15 protein-coding genes are annotated in these 15,464 nt (G+C 73.1%); 5 read left to right on the plus strand and 10 right to left on the minus strand.

The features are described 5' to 3' along the window. Positions 1–60: 60 nt before the first annotated feature. Positions 61–1,248: a serine hydrolase domain-containing protein gene (locus ACFQ79_RS28325; protein WP_383588765.1), complete on the minus strand. Its 1,188-nt coding sequence runs from the start codon at positions 1,246–1,248 to the stop codon at positions 61–63. 506 nt (positions 1,249–1,754) lie between these two features. Between ACFQ79_RS28325 and ACFQ79_RS28330 the strand changes: the two genes are divergently transcribed. Next, entirely contained in the window at positions 1,755–4,256 is a 2,502-nt protein-coding gene (locus tag ACFQ79_RS28330) for an RICIN domain-containing protein (RefSeq protein ID WP_383588768.1), read from the plus strand. Positions 4,257–4,459: 203 nt separating this feature from the next. After that, on the plus strand, positions 4,460–4,894 hold the full coding sequence (locus tag ACFQ79_RS28335) for a hypothetical protein (protein ID WP_383588771.1): 435 nt from the start codon (positions 4,460–4,462) through the stop codon (positions 4,892–4,894). An 18-nt stretch (positions 4,895–4,912) separates the two neighbouring features. On the opposite strand, the gene glsA is transcribed toward ACFQ79_RS28335, so the two are convergent. The 7 genes from glsA to ACFQ79_RS28370 all read right to left on the minus strand — a co-directional run bounded on the left by glsA (position 4,913) and on the right by ACFQ79_RS28370 (position 11,240). Beyond that, on the minus strand, positions 4,913–6,244 hold the full coding sequence (gene glsA, locus ACFQ79_RS28340) for a glutaminase A (RefSeq protein WP_383588773.1): 1,332 nt from the start codon (positions 6,242–6,244) through the stop codon (positions 4,913–4,915). An 87-nt stretch (positions 6,245–6,331) separates the two neighbouring features. Continuing rightward, entirely contained in the window at positions 6,332–6,511 is a 180-nt protein-coding gene (locus ACFQ79_RS28345; protein WP_383588778.1) for a hypothetical protein, read from the minus strand. Positions 6,512–6,620: 109 nt separating this feature from the next. After that, a complete protein-coding gene (locus ACFQ79_RS28350; protein WP_383588853.1) occupies positions 6,621–7,082 on the minus strand; it encodes a DUF3093 domain-containing protein in 462 nt (153 codons plus the stop codon). A gap of 68 nt (positions 7,083–7,150) precedes the next feature. After that, positions 7,151–7,813 carry a DsbA family protein gene (locus ACFQ79_RS28355; protein ID WP_383588780.1) on the minus strand — a complete coding sequence of 221 codons (663 nt, stop codon included), beginning with the start codon at positions 7,811–7,813 and terminating at the stop codon, positions 7,151–7,153. Then, entirely contained in the window at positions 7,810–9,873 is a 2,064-nt protein-coding gene (locus ACFQ79_RS28360; RefSeq protein ID WP_383588782.1) for a cytochrome c oxidase assembly protein, read from the minus strand. Before ACFQ79_RS28360 ends, ACFQ79_RS28355 begins: the two co-directional genes overlap by 4 nt. Continuing rightward, on the minus strand, positions 9,863–10,495 hold the full coding sequence (locus tag ACFQ79_RS28365) for a copper resistance CopC family protein (protein ID WP_383588785.1): 633 nt from the start codon (positions 10,493–10,495) through the stop codon (positions 9,863–9,865). Before ACFQ79_RS28365 ends, ACFQ79_RS28360 begins: the two co-directional genes overlap by 11 nt. 109 nt (positions 10,496–10,604) lie before the next feature. Further along, positions 10,605–11,240: a hypothetical protein gene (locus ACFQ79_RS28370; RefSeq protein ID WP_383588788.1), complete on the minus strand. Its 636-nt coding sequence runs from the start codon at positions 11,238–11,240 to the stop codon at positions 10,605–10,607. Positions 11,241–11,520: 280 nt separating this feature from the next. Between ACFQ79_RS28370 and ACFQ79_RS28375 the strand changes: the two genes are divergently transcribed. Genes ACFQ79_RS28375 through ACFQ79_RS28385 form a run of 3 tightly spaced genes read left to right on the plus strand, consistent with a single transcriptional unit; the run spans position 11,521 to position 13,883 of the window. After that, on the plus strand, positions 11,521–12,561 hold the full coding sequence (locus ACFQ79_RS28375; RefSeq protein WP_383588791.1) for an NlpC/P60 family protein: 1,041 nt from the start codon (positions 11,521–11,523) through the stop codon (positions 12,559–12,561). A 48-nt stretch (positions 12,562–12,609) separates the two neighbouring features. Then, positions 12,610–12,978 (plus strand): BlaI/MecI/CopY family transcriptional regulator, encoded by a 369-nt coding sequence (locus tag ACFQ79_RS28380; protein ID WP_231076370.1) that lies wholly within the window; start codon positions 12,610–12,612, stop codon positions 12,976–12,978. After that, positions 12,975–13,883: a M56 family metallopeptidase gene (locus ACFQ79_RS28385; protein WP_383588794.1), complete on the plus strand. Its 909-nt coding sequence runs from the start codon at positions 12,975–12,977 to the stop codon at positions 13,881–13,883. Before ACFQ79_RS28380 ends, ACFQ79_RS28385 begins: the two co-directional genes overlap by 4 nt. A gap of 151 nt (positions 13,884–14,034) precedes the next feature. On the opposite strand, the gene ACFQ79_RS28390 is transcribed toward ACFQ79_RS28385, so the two are convergent. Continuing rightward, positions 14,035–15,078, minus strand: coding sequence for a hypothetical protein (locus ACFQ79_RS28390; protein ID WP_383588797.1), 1,044 nt, complete (start codon positions 15,076–15,078; stop codon positions 14,035–14,037). Positions 15,079–15,080: 2 nt separating this feature from the next. Beyond that, entirely contained in the window at positions 15,081–15,437 is a 357-nt protein-coding gene (locus ACFQ79_RS28395) for a hypothetical protein (RefSeq protein ID WP_383588800.1), read from the minus strand. Positions 15,438–15,464: the final 27 nt, after the last annotated feature.

A 15,464-nucleotide genomic window follows, 5' to 3' on the forward strand; every position in this document is an offset into this window, starting at 1 on the left:
GGCCTCCCACCGAGGGAGGCCCGCCCGGCCGGCGACCTGTTTCCCGGGCCTGTGGCCGGCTTACCTGTCCTTGAGGAGGGCGCAGACGAAGTCCTCCTGGACGGTGCGCAGTCGGGCCAGCAGGGCGGGCTTGACGCGGGGGCTGGTCTGGGTGTTGACGGAGAAGGTCAGGGAGCGGGTGCCGTCGGGGGTGGCGGCCATGAGCTGGGTGTAGCCGGCGGTGTTCCCGGTGTGGCCGTAGAGCACGCCGCAGCGGGTGGTGTACTGGAAGATCGCCAGCCCGGCGGCGTTCGTGCCGGGCCCCGGGGGCTCGGAGGAGTCGCCGGGGCGGAAAGCGAGTTGCGCCGTGCGGGTCTGCTCCGAGAGCAGCGCGGGGCCGGCGTAGGCGCGGATGAACCTGCCGAGCTCGCGCGGGGTGGAGACGATGCCGCCCGAGGCCCAGGCCCCGGAGGCGCCGAAGGTCTCGCTCACGTCCTCGGGCGCGGCCGGCGGGGCGACCGCGTAGCCGTGGAGATAGGGCCGCGGGAGCCGGTAGCCCAGCGGGAGGCTGGTGCGGTGCAGGCCCACGGGCCGGTACACCAGCTCGTCGAGGAGGTCCTCGTAGGGGCGGCCGGTCGCGGCCTCCGCCATGAGCGCCACCGCGATGTTGTCGGAGTTGGAGTACTCGTACAGCGAACCGGGGACGAAGAGCAGCGGCTTGTCGGCGACGAAGTCGAGGAGCCGGCGCGGGTCGAAGACGTGGCGGGGGTCGGCGGTGAGGACGGCCACGAACTCGGGGGCGGCGGAGTAGTCGGGCAGACCGCTCGTGTGCGCCAGGAGCTGGCGCAGCGTCACCGCGCCCCAGGCGGCGGGCTGTCCGGGAAGCAGCTCGGCGATGGTGTCGTCGAGGGAGAGCCGGCCCTGGTCGACGAGCCGGAGGGCGACGGCGCCGCTGAACGCCTTGGCGGCGCTGGCGATCCGCATGTGCTCGTCGGGGCGCGGCGGACGCCCGGTGGTGATGTCACCGACGCCTGCCGTGTACACCTGTGTACGGTCGCCCCTGGTGAGCAGGGCGATCACCCCGGGCGGGCCGTCGGCCTGGGCGACGAGCCGGTCGAGTTCCCGCTGCAGGTGCGGGTCGTGCCGCGGCGGGTGCCCGTCGGCGGCCTGCGCGGGCTGGAGCAGCGTCGCGCCGAGCACGGCGGCGGTGAAGGCGGCGGCGGACAGTACGGCGCGCGGACGGCGGCGGCCACGGGTGCGGGTGGGCACGTGCGGATCTCCCTGGGTGCGGTGAGCTGTGGGCGGCGGGCCGGCGCCCCGGCCCTGGGCCCGGGCCGGGAACCCGGTCGGGGCATGTGCCTGCCTAGCAGACCGGCAGCAGTACGAGCCCGCGGCACGCCCCGGCCAGGGCCGGTCGGCGGACGCACTCCACCGGTGCGTGCCGGGCGGGCCCCGCTCGGGGCCGGGGGCGGGCCCGAGACGGCACGGCGGTGTTCCGACGGAAAGTCCAAGCGCGGCGGCGCACGGAAAGTCCAAGCGCCTCGGTGATTCGTCCCTATGAGCCATGACGCGGGGGAGAGCAGTCTGAGTGCCGCCCGGCCGCATGCCGAGCATCCGCCCCCACCCCGCCCCGTCCCACTCCATCCGCCCCCACCCTGCCCCCCCACCCCGAACAGCCGGCCGCGCCCCCGGCCCGTCCGTTCGTCCGCCGTCCCCCGGGACGGCGGACCGTCAAGGAGCCCTCCCCCTCGCGGCTCCTCCGATCAGGGAGAACCATGCGCACTCCTCGTAGCAGACTGGCCGCGGCGCTCGTCGCCGCCGCGCTGGTCGTCACCGGCGGCAGCACGCTGGCGACGCCCGTGGCGTCGGCGGCGGACGCGCCGGACGCGGCACCCGGCGCCGCCGCCTACACCGTCTCCGTCGGCGCCAAGGGCTCGTGGACCCACCCCGACGACACCCCCGCCGGCACGTACATCGACAAGGACGGCACCTTCTACTTCCAGCAGGCGCACGCGCTGTACGGAGCGAGCGACCCCCGCAAGTGGACCTTCTACACCGGAACGAACTTCGACACCGCCACCCGGTCCGCCGCCCTCAGCGACGCGGTGAACCCGGCCAACTCCAACGACCGCAACAACGACACCACCTGGCGCTGCAACAACAGCCCGACGGGCGTGGAGTCCACCCAGGCGCCCTCCACCGGTTCGTACGCGCACCGCAACTACTGCGACCTGGCCGGAGTCTGGGTCGACCCGGACACCGGCGACTGGTACGGACTCGTGCACAACGAGTTCACCCCGCAGCCCTTCGGCGACGGCATCCACTACGACGGCATCGACTACGCCGTCTCCAAGGACCAGGGACGCACGTGGACCATCAAGGACCACGTCATCACCTCGCACTACAGCACCAAGCGCGGCGACACCGCCGCCTTCCCGCAGCAGACCTACCACTACGGCACCGGTGACCAGCGCCTGTTCGTCGACACGGCGTCCGGCTACTTCTACGCCTTCTACGGCTCCCGGATCGTGAACAAGGGCGGTGGCTGGGCCGCGTTCTACGGGCACGTCGCCCGGGCTCCGATCGCGTCGAAGATGGCGCCCGGCTCCTGGCAGAAGTGGTACGACGGCGCCTGGTCCGAGCCCGGCGTCGGAGGCCGTGAGAGCACCATGGTCCCGGTCGGCGCCGGGAGCACCACGGGCTACACCCCGCCGTCGAAGGAGTACGACCCGGCCGTCAGCGGCACCGTGAGCCAGCAGGTGGCCGCCGGTCTGACACCTCCGACGTCCCCGCTGTTCGTCATGGACATCACGTACAACGCCCATCTCGGCCTGTACATCGGCCAGCCCCAGGCGGTCGACCAGAGCGGCAACGCCTCCCAGGAGATCTACGCCACCGACAACCTGGCCACCCAGAAGTGGTTCCGCCTGGGTGACACCGGCAGCTACAAGAACGCGTCCTGGTACCGCTGGTTCCTCGACAGCGGCAACAAGACCGGCTCGGGGATCGTCGGCAAGAACTTCCGCTCGTACTGCTCCTTCGGCTGTTCCAACGGCGCCGGCAGCGAGTACGTCAACCTGACGATCGGCACCACGGAGCCCGCGGCGCCCGTCGACACGACCAGGGCGTACCGCATCTCCAGCGCGGGCGGCCGCGTCCTGGCCCAGGTCTCCGGCGGTTCGGCCACCACCTCGCTCGCCGCCGCCACCGGTTCCGGCCTCGAGTCCTGGACCTTCACGCCGAACGGGGACGGCTCGTACCGCATCGCCAACTCCGGCTCCGGCGGGCTCCTCGGCGTGGGCACCACCTCCACCGCCACGCGGGCCTGGGGCACCAAGCCCACCGTCACGGCCGCCCCGACCGACGGCCCCACCGTCGGACAGCAGTGGTTCGTCATCCGGGGCGCCTCGCCCACCGACGGCACCGCCACCGGCACGTACAAGATCGTCAACCGCTACAGCGGCCTCGTCATCGGTCTCTCCGCCGACACCGGCCGCCTCGCCGAGACCACGCCCACGCGCAGCTGGACCAACACCACGGGGAACGCGGTCGGCGGCACCCGGACGGCAGGGGAGCAGGCCCTCACGCTGACCCCGACCGCGCAGGTCCCCGAGACGGTGACGGTCACCCATCCGGGCAACCGGACGACCACCCTGAACAAGCCCGTCTCCCTCCAGATCGAAGCCGCGGACTCGGCGGGGAAGCCGCTCACCTTCACCGCCGCCGGCCTCCCCGCCGGTCTGGGCATCAGCACCGGCGGACTGATCACCGGCACCCCCACCGCGGCGGGCACGTCGACGGTCACCGTCACCGCGTCCTCCGGCAGCGCCACCGGCACGACCACGTTCACCTGGGCCGTCACGGCCTCCCTCGACGGCGTCCGCACCCTCACCGCCGCGGGCAAGGCGCTCGACAACCCCGACCACAGCACCACCGCCGGCACCCGGCTCATCACCTGGGCGCCGACCGGCGGCCTCAACCAGAAGTGGAGCCTCACCCAGCAGACGGACGGGAGCTACGAGCTCAAGAACGGCGAGTCCGGGCTCTGCGCCGACGTCGAGGGCGGCTCCACCGCCGCCGGTGCACGCGTCATCCAGTGGACCTGCACCAAGGGCGCCAACCAGCGCTGGAGCATCGTCCGCCAGGCCGCCGGCACCTACACCGTCGCCTCCGCGGCGAGCGGGCTGCTCCTGACCACGGCCTCCGCCGCCGACGGAGCCCTCGTCACCCAGCAGCCCGACACCGGTACGTCGCTCCAGCGGTGGACCATCGCCTGACGGTACTGCGGACGCGCAGCCGACGGTACTCCGGACGCGCCGCCGACCGACCTGCCGGGCCCTCGCGCAACAGCCGGGGCCCGGCAGGTGTTCCCGCGCCGGGTCCGGCGCGGGCGCACGCCGCCGACGGTTCACCCCACCCCGTTCACCCGTTCGGCGCAGTTGAACGGTCGCTCCCGGAGCGACGGCCGGACGATGACCCCATGAGCCAGAACACCGCACCCCGCCCGCCCAGCGCCGACGCGAGCACCAGGGGCGCCGCAGGCGGAACCCTGTTCGCCGGTGTCCTCATGGTGGTCATCGGAATCCTGGACATCCTCCAGGGCATCGCCGCCGTGGCCAAGGACGACGTCTACGCCCGCGTCGGCGACTACGTCTACGAGTTCAACCTGACCGGCTGGGGCTGGACCCACATCGTCCTCGGCATCCTCGTCGGCCTCGCCGGCGCCGGAATCCTCATGGGCTCCGAGTGGGGACGGATGGGCGGCATCACGCTGGCCGTCCTGAACACCGTCGCCCAGTTCCTGTTCCTGCCCTATCACCCCTGGTGGGCACTGTTCTCGATGGCCATCTCGATCATCGTGATCTGGGCACTGGCCACGGACGACACCTCCTTCAAGAAGCACGGCGCGGCCTGATCGGATCCCCCGCACAGCTCACGAAGGCGGCCGTGCCCAGTCGGCGGCGGCGGATCGTGAGACGAGCAGGACCCCTTGGGCGCCGAACGGCATCGCGGCCTCGCCCACGAGACCCACGAGGTGCCCCCTGGCCGTGACGCGTTCCAGGACCGCGCGGATGAGGGTCTCCGCCGCCGCGTCGACGGCCGTGACGTGCACGAGGTCGATGACGGCGCGGCCGTGGCCGACCTCGGGCAGACGCTCCGCCAGGGCGTAGGCGAGCCGTTCGGCGGCGGTGAAGTCGAGTTCTCCCTGCGCCGCGACCCAGGCGGGCGGATCACCGGGGGCCGCATCGCTCCCGGGCCTGGACCACGCGGCCCCGCCGGGCCCGTCGCTCGGGCCGGGCTCGATGAGCGTCGGGGTGCCGGGCGGAGGGTTGTGCATCAGATGGAGCCCGAGCTCCTGGGACAGCACGGTCAGCGCCGCGACCGCGCGGACGGGGTTCCCGGCGGCGTCGAGCAGGGGGCTGTAGCAGCCCATTCCGGACCGCCCCGGACTGACGGCCACCAAGCCCCCGGAGACGCCGCTCTTCGCCGGCAGCCCCACGCGGAGCAGCCAGTCGCCCGAACCGTCGTACATCCCACACGTCGCCATGACGGCCAGGACCTGAACGGCCACCGGCTCAGGGACGACCCTCGCGCCGGTGACGGGGTTGACCCCGCCGTTCGCGAGGGTCGCGGCCATCACCGCCAGGTCGACGGCGTGGACCCGGACCGCGCACTGGCGGAAGTAGACGTCGAGTGCGGCCGACGGGTCACCCTTGAGGGATCCTGCCGCGCGCATCAAGTGCGCCAGGGCGATGTTCCGGTCGCCCGTGGCGGCCTCGGCGCGGTAGACCTCCTCATCGACGTCCAGGGCTCGGCCGGCGAAGCCGCTCAGCGTCTCCAGGATGCGCTGGAACCGCTGCTCCGCGCTCGCGGCCGGTACCAGGGCGGTGGTCGCGATGGCCCCTGCGTTGATCATGGGGTTCGCCGGCCGGCCCGTCTCCGGATCCAGGCTGATGGCGTTGAACGGCTCGCCGCTCGGCTCGGCCCCAACGCGGCGGAAGACCTCGGCCGCGCCGAGTTCGCTCAGCGCGAGCGCGAGGACGAACGGCTTGGACACCGACTGGATCGTGAAGAGCTTGTCCGCTTCGCCCGCCCGGTACCGGTGCCCGGACGCACTGGCCAGCGCGATGCCGAAGTCCGCGGGGTCCGCCCGCGTCAGCGGCGGAATGTACGTGGCGAGGTGCCCGCTGTTCAGTTCCCTGAACTCACGGCACAGATTCGCCAGCACGGCGTTCACCGCATCGACCACGACACCCTTCACCATGCGGCCATCCTCGTCCAGATACCGGTGACGCCCCACCGGAGGACGGCGCCGGGTCCGCGGGGCGTGGCGGCGAGGACGGCTCGCTCGTCACCCCTTGATGGTGAAGAGCAGGTAGGTGGTGGTCCCGGCGAGGGCGAAGAAGACGAAGGCGCAGACGGACAGGGTGATGATCTTGTTCCGCCGTTCGCGCGCCTTCCGGACGCGCTGCTCCTCTTCGCGTTGCGCACGGCGGGCGGCGGCAGCGGTCGAGGACCTGTTGGGGGACATGAGGGCTCCTTCGCCGCCCCGAGCGGGGCGGTTCTCAGCGAATCGGGACGGAGGCAACGGACGGGACGCAGAGGCGGAAGCGGTGGAACGGTCGTCCCCTGGGCGTGGTTCACGAACCTCGTGCCGCGGCGATCGCGGCGCCGAGTGCCTCGGGCGTACGGGTCGACAGGTACACGTACGGCGTCGGATCACCGGGATCGACGACCTCGATCCGGACCGCGCCGGGCACGAAGCTCCGCATCAGCATGTGCGCCCGCAGGTCGGCCTTGTAGGTGCGCCAGGCCCTGGCCTCCTCGCCCTCCAGGACCTCGACGTCGCCGAGGGCCGCCAGGGGGACGCGCGCGTCGTCGGCCACCAGGAGGTCGCCCACGATCCTGATCCGGGAGGAACCCTGCGCGTTCACCCAGGAGCCTGCCACCGCCGTGCCGACCGCCCATCCTCCGAGGGCGGCGGGCAGGCCGTAGGGGAAGACGATGAGCGCCGAGGCGAGGCCGACCAGGGCGGCGATCACCCAGTAGGAGCGAGGAGCCGTCAGACGTTCGTCGTACGCGGGGGAGAGGTCGGTCGTCATGGCGAGTGGTCCTGTCTCGTGGGTCGAGCGGAGCGAGCAGTCCACGACGGGAAGGCCGTCGTCGGTGGTCATCGGGCGAGCCGGGAGTCGATGAGGGCCTTGAAGCCCTCGTAGGTGCCGGGGGTCTGGATCCTCACCCCGTCGACGAAGAAGGTCGGCGTTCCCTGGACGCCGAGGGCGAGTCCGTCCCGCTGGTCCGCCCTGACGCGTTCCAGAGTCGCCGGTGCCTTCACCGCGGCGTCGTACTCCGCCAGGTCGAGGCCCAGGCCTTCGGCGTACGTACGGAAGAGGCCGGCCTTGGACTCCTTCGCCTCGCCCCACTCCTTCTGCGCGGCGAACAGCTTGCCGTACATGGCCTCGAACCTGCCCTGCTGGGCTGCCGCCTCGGCCGCGAGGGCGGCGGCCGTGCTGTTGCGGTGGCCGGGCATGGGGAAGTAGCGGGCGACGAACGTCACGCGGTCCCCGTACTCGGCGCGCAGCCTCTCGACGGTGGGGTGGACCGCGCCGCAGCCCTCGCATTCGAAGTCGAGGAACTCGACGACGGTCAGCTCGCCGCGTCGGGGGGTGGTCAGGCGGTGGCTGTCGTCCCGGACGGGACGGGCGTCGGCGGCGGGCTCCGCGGTCACCGAGGTGGCGTCCCCGGGTGCGAAGAGCAGGAACGAGCCGAACGCGACGCCGAGGGCTGCCACGAGGACCGCGGCGGCCAGGAGGTTCTTCTTGAGCTTGGTCATGAGTCCTCATGAGTGGGGTGGTCGGAGGCCGTGCCGGGCTGCCCGGGGATCCTGGCGGGCTGCGGGGCGCGGTCGCGTGCGTGGAGGCTCGCGAGGTAGGCGTTGTAGGCGGCCAGCGGGTCGTTCTCGTCGCCCCGGTCGATCTGCCGGTCGACGCGACGGGCCTCCCTGGCGTCGGAGCGGACCCACTGGACGGCCAGGATGACGGTGGTGATCAGGACGGGGATGTCGCCGGTCGCCCACGCGATGGCTCCGCCGTTGTACTGGTCGTCCAGGAGGGACGGTCCCCAGCCGCGCGCCAGGCCGGTCCACCATCCTTCGCCGATGACGTCGACGGAACTCATCAGGGAGATGCTGAACCAGGAGTGGAACGGCATCGTCAGGATGAGGACGAACAGCCGGCCGAGGTGGGGTGGTCGGCGCGGCCCCGGGTCGATGCCGATGACGACCCAGAAGAAGAGCAGGCCCACGGCGAGGAAGTGGACGAGCATCACCATGTGCCCGAGGTGGCTGCGCATCAGCGTCTCGAACAGCGAGGTGTAGTAGACGACGAACGCGCTGCCGATGAACAGCACGCTCGCCACGACCGGATGGGAGACGATCCGCACGAAGTGGCTGTGGAGCAGCCGGAGGAGCACCTCGCGGGGCCCGTGCGGACCGTCCTTGGCAGCCGGCGGGAGCGCGCGGAGCGCGAGCGTCGCCGGCGCACCCAGGACGAGCAGGATGGGCACCGTCATGGCGAGGACCATGTGCTGGCCCATGTGCACGCTCATCATGGCCTTGCCGTAGACCGCGAGGCCGCTCATCGTGGCCAGGACGGTCACCGCGAGCCCGGCCAGCCAGGAGACCGTTCGGCCCACCGGCCACGCGTCCCCCCGGGCACGCAGCTTGCGTACCCCGGCGAGGTAGAGGAGCGCGGCCGCGGCGGTGCCGAACGCGAAGAGCGGGTCGACGTGCCACTGCGTGAAGAGGGGCGTCCACGGGAAGTCCCCGAGCGGCGGCGGCATCGGGAAGCCCAGTAGCTCCTCCGCCCGCGTCGGTTCGCCTCCGCCCCCTCCCGGGGCAGGCGTACGCGAGAGGGCGACGGCCAGTCCCGTCGCGGCCGCCATGATCAGCACCTCGCCGATCGCGATCCGGAGAAAAGGCCGCCGCGTCCCGAGGTCGAGCCTCCGCAGGGTACGGCGACGGTGCCACCAGCCGAGACCGCCGAGAACCGCGAGGGCAAGGACCTTCAGAACGAGCATGCGTCCGTACGCGCTGCCGAACAGCAGGCCCGGTGAAGGGAGACGGACGACGGCGCTGACCACACCGCTCGCCGCGACGGTGAGGAACGCGGCTCCGGCCAGGACGCCGAACCGCCGGGCCGCGACGCCCAGCCCGCTCTCCCGTCGCAGGGCGGCGATCACGAGGAAGGTCAGACCGCCGACCCACACGGCCACGCCGGTCACGTGCAGGGCGAGGCTCGTGACCGCGGCGTCGTGGTTCGCCGAGGCGGCGGAATGGCCGGTGAAGGCAGGCGGCAGAACGCCGGCGAGCGCGAGGGCGAGTGCCGCCCTGGCCCAGCGGACGGTGGTGATGCCGAGGCCGAGGGTCGCGACGACGGCCCCGGCACCCGCCGTGGCGGCATAGGCACGTCCTTGCGCGTCGGTGACGACGAAGTCCGCCACGACGGCTGGGTCAAGAACCACGGCGAGCGGCTGGGCGAAGAGATCCGAGAGCGTGAACACCAGCAGGGCGGCCGCCGCGAGGGCCCAGACGGCCGCGGCGACCGCGGCCACCACGGCATAGCGCAGGTGCGCCGCACCGAGGCGGCGGCCGCCGGGCAGGAGAACGGAGGCGAGGAGCAGGGCGCCGACGGTCGCAGCCGCCGCCATGTCGCCGACCACACGGGCGATCGGCAGACCCCACGTCGTCAGCGCGCCAGGGTCCTCGATGCCCGGCACCGACCGCACGCCCCCGCCACCGAGGCCCAGACCCACCGCCGTGACCACGGCGGCGAGGAGGACGGCGGCGAGGAGGAGGGCCGCCGGCTGCGCCGCCCTGATGCGGTCACCCGTCATGGCGCGACCTCCGCCGCCGTGCGACCACCGCACCGGCGGAGACCACGACGGCCGTGCCCAGGACCGACAGGGCGGCCACTGCCGGGAACCCCGAGGGCGAGGCCTCCGGGGAGGCGGCGGTGGCGGACGACGAGGCGGGGATGGCCGAAGCGGAGCGCGTGGACGACGGGGCGGGGGCCGACGACGAGGTGGGAGCGGATGACGGGGCGGCCGTCGACGGCGGGGCGGGAGTCGGTGACGGGGCGGGGGCCGTCGGCGTCGGTGCCGGCCTCCTGACCGTGAACGCGAAGGAGCCGGCGACGGGGTGCCCGTCCGCGGACACGACTCGGTACCCGACCGTATAGGTGCCGGAATCGAGCCCCGGCTTCACGGGCAGGGTGGCGGTCCTGCCCGAGACGTCGATGCCGCCGCCGACGGCCGAGCCGTCCGGCGCGGTGACCGCCACCTTGGCGTAGCGCTCGGTCATCTCGTCGCTGAACGTCAGCCGGATCGTCGTCGGCGGACCTTCGAGGGACGCGCCCTGGGCCGGGCTGCTGGAGACGAGGTCGGTGTGTGCGGCGGCGGGGGGCGCCGCGGCCCAGGTGAAGGTGAGTGCGAGCGGCAGGATCAGGGTGCGCGCCATCGTACGAACGGCACGCCTCCCCGGCGTTGGGGAATGCATGGGTTGCGGAACTCTCTGCGGGCCCGCCCGGACGGGCGGGTCGGGAATGCCGAGCCCGCAGCGGCCCCGGCTACGCCGCCAGGGCGTACGGAGGCAACCGGAGGGACACGGCCCGGTCGAGGAGAGGGGCGCGGACGGTCAGGTCGCGCCGGTGACGGGGCGGCGCACGGCCGGCCTGCAACCGGGCCACGAAACGCGAGAGCGGCAGAGCGTCGTCCCCCGCGGTGCGGCGGGCCGGACCGGGCCCCGAGCCGGGAACGCCGCAGCACAGCCAGACGAAACGCAGCAACGCGACCACGGAGGTGAGCACCGGCGGCGTCTGCCACTGGAACCGCTCGAAGACCCTGAGGAGCCGGGCCGCCAGAACGAGCGTGATCACGTGCCCCGCGGCGAAGGCCTCCGGGGGTGCCCCGGCGGCGGTGCCGTGGCCGAGCGAGGTCGCGAAGCCGTCGGGAACACCCACGACGGAGCAGACGCCCGGCACGGCGTAGGCGGCCTGGTACGCCACCTGCGCACCCACGAGCGCGGTCAGCAGCTGCGTGTCGGAGAGCCGGCGGCGCGACAGGACGACCGCGGCCACGCCGGCACCGCACAGCAGCACGGAGAGGACCATCCACCGGGGGAGGTGCCCCTGGACCAGCAGGTGCCCGGCCAGCGGCAGGAGCACGCAGACGGCGGCGGCGATCGCCGCCCACAGTCCGCGCATCGCCTCAGGGAGGGGCGATGCGCAGCTGATGCCGCGCGCGCGTGCCATGTCGTCCGTGCTTCCAGATTCCGTCGGAGGGCCCAGGCGCACGGGTGGCGCCTGGCGGTTCAAGCAGGGTATCCCGCCGCTCGCAGCGGTCTGCCCCGGGCTCACGGCCCGCGGACCCGCGCGGCGGTGATCATTGATTCTAACTTTCTAAGGAGATTAGTATTCGCGAGCCTTCGCACCATCAGCCGCCCGCCGGGCGGCGGCGGGGGCGCCGAAGAAGGAGCTCGCCGCAGTGGCTTCCCATCGCCGCCCGAAACAACCGACTCACCGCTACACCGGCATCCTCACCGTCACCGCGGCGGCAGCCGTCGCGGTCTCCACGCAATCGGCCTCCGCCGACCCGCTGCCCGATCCGAACAAGAAGGGCGTTCAGGCCCGGATCGACCGGCTGTACGAGCAGGCGACGCAGGCCACGGAGAAGTACAACGGGGCGAAGGAGAAGGCCGACGCGCTCCAGCGGCAGGTGGGGGTGTTCCAGGACGAGGCCGCACGCAAGCAGGGCGAGCTCAACGAACTCCGCGACCGCCTCGGCACCGTCGCGACCGGCCAGTACCGGTCGGGCGGCCTGGACCCGTCGCTCCAGCTGCTCCTGTCCAAGGACCCGGACAGCTACCTGGAGAAGGCCTCCGCCCTCGACCGGATCGGCGAACGGCAGTCCGCTCTCCTCAAGGACTTCCTGTCGCGGCAGCGCGCCCTCCAGCAGCACCGGCAGGAGGCCGGCAGGAAGCTCCAGGACCTCGATGCCACGCAACGGGACCTGCGCGGGCAGAAGACGGAGATCCAGGGAAAGCTCCGCGAGGCCCAGCGGCTCCTCAACCAGCTGTCCACCAAGGAACGGTCCCGGATCGCGGCCGAGCAGGACCGGGCCAACCGGGCGGGCGCCCGCGCCGAACTCGGCAACGAGGCGAGTGCCTCCCGGCGCGCCGAGGCGGCCTTCCGGGCCGCCCAGGGCCGGGTCGGCAAACCGTATGTGTGGGGCGCCGCCGGGCCCGACTCCTTCGACTGCTCCGGACTCACGTCGTGGGCGTTCCGCCAGGCCGGCATCTCCCTGCCCCGTACGTCGCAGGCGCAGGCCGGCGTCGGTACGCGCCTCGATTCGCTCAGCGATCTCAGGCCCGGCGACCTCATCCTCATGCGCACGGACCTCAGCCACGTCGGCTTCTACGCGGGCAACGGACAGATCCTCCACTCGCCCAAGCCCGGTGCGCAGGTCCGGTACGAGTCCATAGCCCGCAGCGGCATGCCGTTCATGTGGGGCGTTCGCGTCAGCTGACCCGCCTAGGATGAAACGACTGGTGGAACGGCGAGAGGCAACGGATCGATGCGACGGTTGGGCGACCTGGAGACGGAGATCATGCACCGTCTCTGGCAGTGGAACCGCCCGACGACGGTGCGCGAGGTCGTCGACGACATCAACCTGCGACGGCCTGTCGCCTACACGACGGTGACCACCGTCATCAGCATCCTCTTCCACAAGGGCTACGTGGTGCGCACCCGGGAGGGCAGGGTCTGGGTCTACTCGCCCGCCGCCAGCCGCGAGGCGTACGCCGCCGCGCTGATGGAGGACGGTCTCGAGGCGAGCGAAGACCGGCCCGCCGCCCTCGTCAAGTTCGTGGAGAACATGTCCGACGACGAGGTGGCGGCCCTCCGCGAGGCGCTGCGCACCGTACGGCAGAGGCCTGAGCGGTGAGCCCCCTGCTCGCCCTGCTCGCCTACGCCGCCGCCGTCGGCGTCGTCGCACCCCGCGTACTGCTCCAGGCGACCTGGACGCACCGCGCGCCCGCCCTCGCGATGGCGGTCTGGCTCACGCTGTCGGCCTCGTTCCCCCTCACGCTCGTGCTGGCGTCGTCTCAGCTGGGGGCGCCGACGGAGCATCTGCACGCCGGAGTCATCGGCCTCCTGCACGCCTGCGGGTTCGGTTCGGGCGCGGTGGCTCCGAACCCCACGACGGCCGACCGCCTGGCCGTGGCGATTCCCGTCGCCCTCGCCCTGGCCCTGGCCGGCGCGTTCCTCTTCCACCTCACGCGGGCGTACCTCGTCCGCGCCCGGCATCGGGACCGGCTCGACAAGGTCGGGGTGCGGAGCGAGCGGCTGCGCGCGACCGTCGTGCCGCACGCCACCCCCAACGCCTACTGCCTGCCCGGACTTCGCTCGCGCATCGTCGTGAGCGACGGCGCGGTGCGGATCCTCACCGACGAACACCTCGGCGCGGTGCTGGAACACGAGAGAGCGCACGTCGCCGGCCGCCACCATCTGGTCATCGCCGCCACGGACGCCCTCCACGGAACGTTCCCGTGGCTGCCGCTGGCCCGCCACGCCCGCGAACAGGCGGTCCTGCTCCTGGAGATGATCGCGGACGACTGTGCGCTCCGGCGGCACTCGCACGAGGTGCTCGCCACCGCGATGTACGAGATCGCCGCCGGACGCACACCGGAGGGCACGTTCGGCGGCGGCGGCACGCCGGCCCTCATCCGCCTGCGACGCATCCTGAACCCCGAGCGGCACACGCACCCGGCCGTCTGGGGCTGCATCGCGTCCACGATCGTCACCGTGCCCACGTTTCCGCTGCTCCTGGCCTGCCCGCTGGCCATGTGAGCCTCAACGCACGCTGAAACCCCGGCGCTTCGAGGAGAGCCGGATCGCCGGCGAGGGGCGTCTGACGAACGGCCGGCTCGAGCCGGAGCTCGCCCGGGTCTCACCCCGACCGGTCGCCGTGGCTGCCGCGGCGGTCGAGCCGACGGCGCGGTCACGTCCCCTTGCGCAGGGTGCGGGTGATCTCCAGGCCGGTGGTGGCGGTCAGTCGCTCCTCGCAGGGGATGCCCAGGGCGGCGGCGAGGTCACGCCCGTGGAGGTCCACGGCGGACTCCACGAGTTCGGCGAACTCGTGGACCGCGACCCGCCCCTGACGCCAGGCGCCGGTCCAGGTGACCAGCGCGATCAGGGCGGCCGGCCACCACCACAGCGCGGGCAGTACGTAGAGCAGTCCCCATGCCGCCCGGCGGGCCGAGGCCGTGAGCGCGGACCGGGCGGCCTGGACCTCGGCGTGCGCCGTGTCGGGCAGGAGGAGCCAGAGCCGGGGCCAGGCCGAGACGAGGTCGATCCGGTAGGTCCGGTGGACCCTGGCGTCGGCGGCGATCAGCCGGTCGCCCATCCAGGTCGGCCGGGCCGGCCGGGTCAGGGCGATCCGGTTGCGCGCCTCGTTGAGACCGACCGTGTCCAGGGCGGCCGCGTCCTCCCGTGTCCGGCCGCCAGGGCTCACGGCGGCCGGGTCCTCCGGCGTCCGCCCGTCAGGGTCCACGGCGGCCGGGTCCTCCGGCGTCGCCGCCGGGCCGCTCGTCCCGGCGGCGTGTGGTGCGGCCGCCTCCCGTCCGCCCGAGGCCGCCAGCAGGGCCCTTGCCGTCACCGCCCGGCGATGGGCCGCGTCGGCCGTCTCCCACCGCGCGGCGCGCCGCCGGGTCAGGGCGCGCGCGGCGGGCCGCAGCGGGGCGGGCCAGTCGCCGAGCCACAACCGCTCGACCCCTGAGCCCAGTGCGGCGGCCAGTCGGCTGACGCCCGCGGCGGCCACCAGGAGGAGCAGCCCGAAGACGATCACCGTGCCGGGCGCGTGGGCGGCGGGGTCGTCGGCCAACGCGTCGATCCGGGCCGTCAACAGCCCGTGGCCGATGGCGTGCCGGTGACCGAGCACCGAGGCCCCCGACGCCACGGCGAGGTACAGCAGGCCCGGCAGGACGAGCAACGAGACCCAGGTGTCGGCCAGTTTGCCGCCCAGCGTGGCCAGGAACGTGGTCACGTTCACCACCTGACCAGGCGCAGCGGGGACTCGTACAGCCCGCACGTGCCGCCGCCGTCCAGGACGACCCGGTCGCAGCGGCTCCCCGGACACACATGGGCCTCCTCCACCGGATGCCCGCCACCCAGGTCGGGAAGCACCCCGCCGGGGGAGCGCAGGTCGCCGAGCCCCCGGGCCACCCCGCAGCGGCGCACCAACTCGTCCGCACGGGAGACAAGTTCGGAGACGTCGCCGCCGGCCCGGAGTCCGGTCAGGACGGCGTCCAGTTCCGCCGTCTCCCCCTGACGCTCCACGAGCCCGCGGATCGCGGTGAGTTGCGCGCACAACCGGCCGAGCCGGACCCTCTCCTCGCCCGCCATGCAACCGCCCCCTCGGTCGACGCCGCC

This window comes from Streptomyces sp. NPDC056480, assembly GCF_042795405.1.
Lineage (GTDB): Bacteria > Actinomycetota > Actinomycetes > Streptomycetales > Streptomycetaceae > Streptomyces.

What these genes read in the sequence shown, in the direction of transcription:
- ACFQ79_RS28330 (WP_383588768.1), top strand. Translation starts at nt 1,755, where the DNA reads ATGCGCACTCCTCGTAGCAGACTGGCCGCGGCGCTCGTCGCCGCCGCG.
- ACFQ79_RS28335 (WP_383588771.1), top strand. Translation starts at nt 4,460, where the DNA reads ATGAGCCAGAACACCGCACCCCGCCCGCCCAGCGCCGACGCGAGCACC.
- glsA (WP_383588773.1), bottom strand. Translation starts at nt 6,244, where the DNA reads ATGGTGAAGGGTGTCGTGGTCGATGCGGTGAACGCCGTGCTGGCGAAT.
- ACFQ79_RS28345 (WP_383588778.1), bottom strand. Translation starts at nt 6,511, where the DNA reads ATGTCCCCCAACAGGTCCTCGACCGCTGCCGCCGCCCGCCGTGCGCAA.
- ACFQ79_RS28350 (WP_383588853.1), bottom strand. Translation starts at nt 7,082, where the DNA reads ATGACGACCGACCTCTCCCCCGCGTACGACGAACGTCTGACGGCTCCT.
- ACFQ79_RS28355 (WP_383588780.1), bottom strand. Translation starts at nt 7,813, where the DNA reads ATGACCAAGCTCAAGAAGAACCTCCTGGCCGCCGCGGTCCTCGTGGCA.
- ACFQ79_RS28360 (WP_383588782.1), bottom strand. Translation starts at nt 9,873, where the DNA reads ATGACGGGTGACCGCATCAGGGCGGCGCAGCCGGCGGCCCTCCTCCTC.
- ACFQ79_RS28365 (WP_383588785.1), bottom strand. Translation starts at nt 10,495, where the DNA reads ATGGCGCGCACCCTGATCCTGCCGCTCGCACTCACCTTCACCTGGGCC.
- ACFQ79_RS28370 (WP_383588788.1), bottom strand. Translation starts at nt 11,240, where the DNA reads ATGCGCGGACTGTGGGCGGCGATCGCCGCCGCCGTCTGCGTGCTCCTG.
- ACFQ79_RS28380 (WP_231076370.1), top strand. Translation starts at nt 12,610, where the DNA reads ATGCGACGGTTGGGCGACCTGGAGACGGAGATCATGCACCGTCTCTGG.
- ACFQ79_RS28395 (WP_383588800.1), bottom strand. Translation starts at nt 15,437, where the DNA reads ATGGCGGGCGAGGAGAGGGTCCGGCTCGGCCGGTTGTGCGCGCAACTC.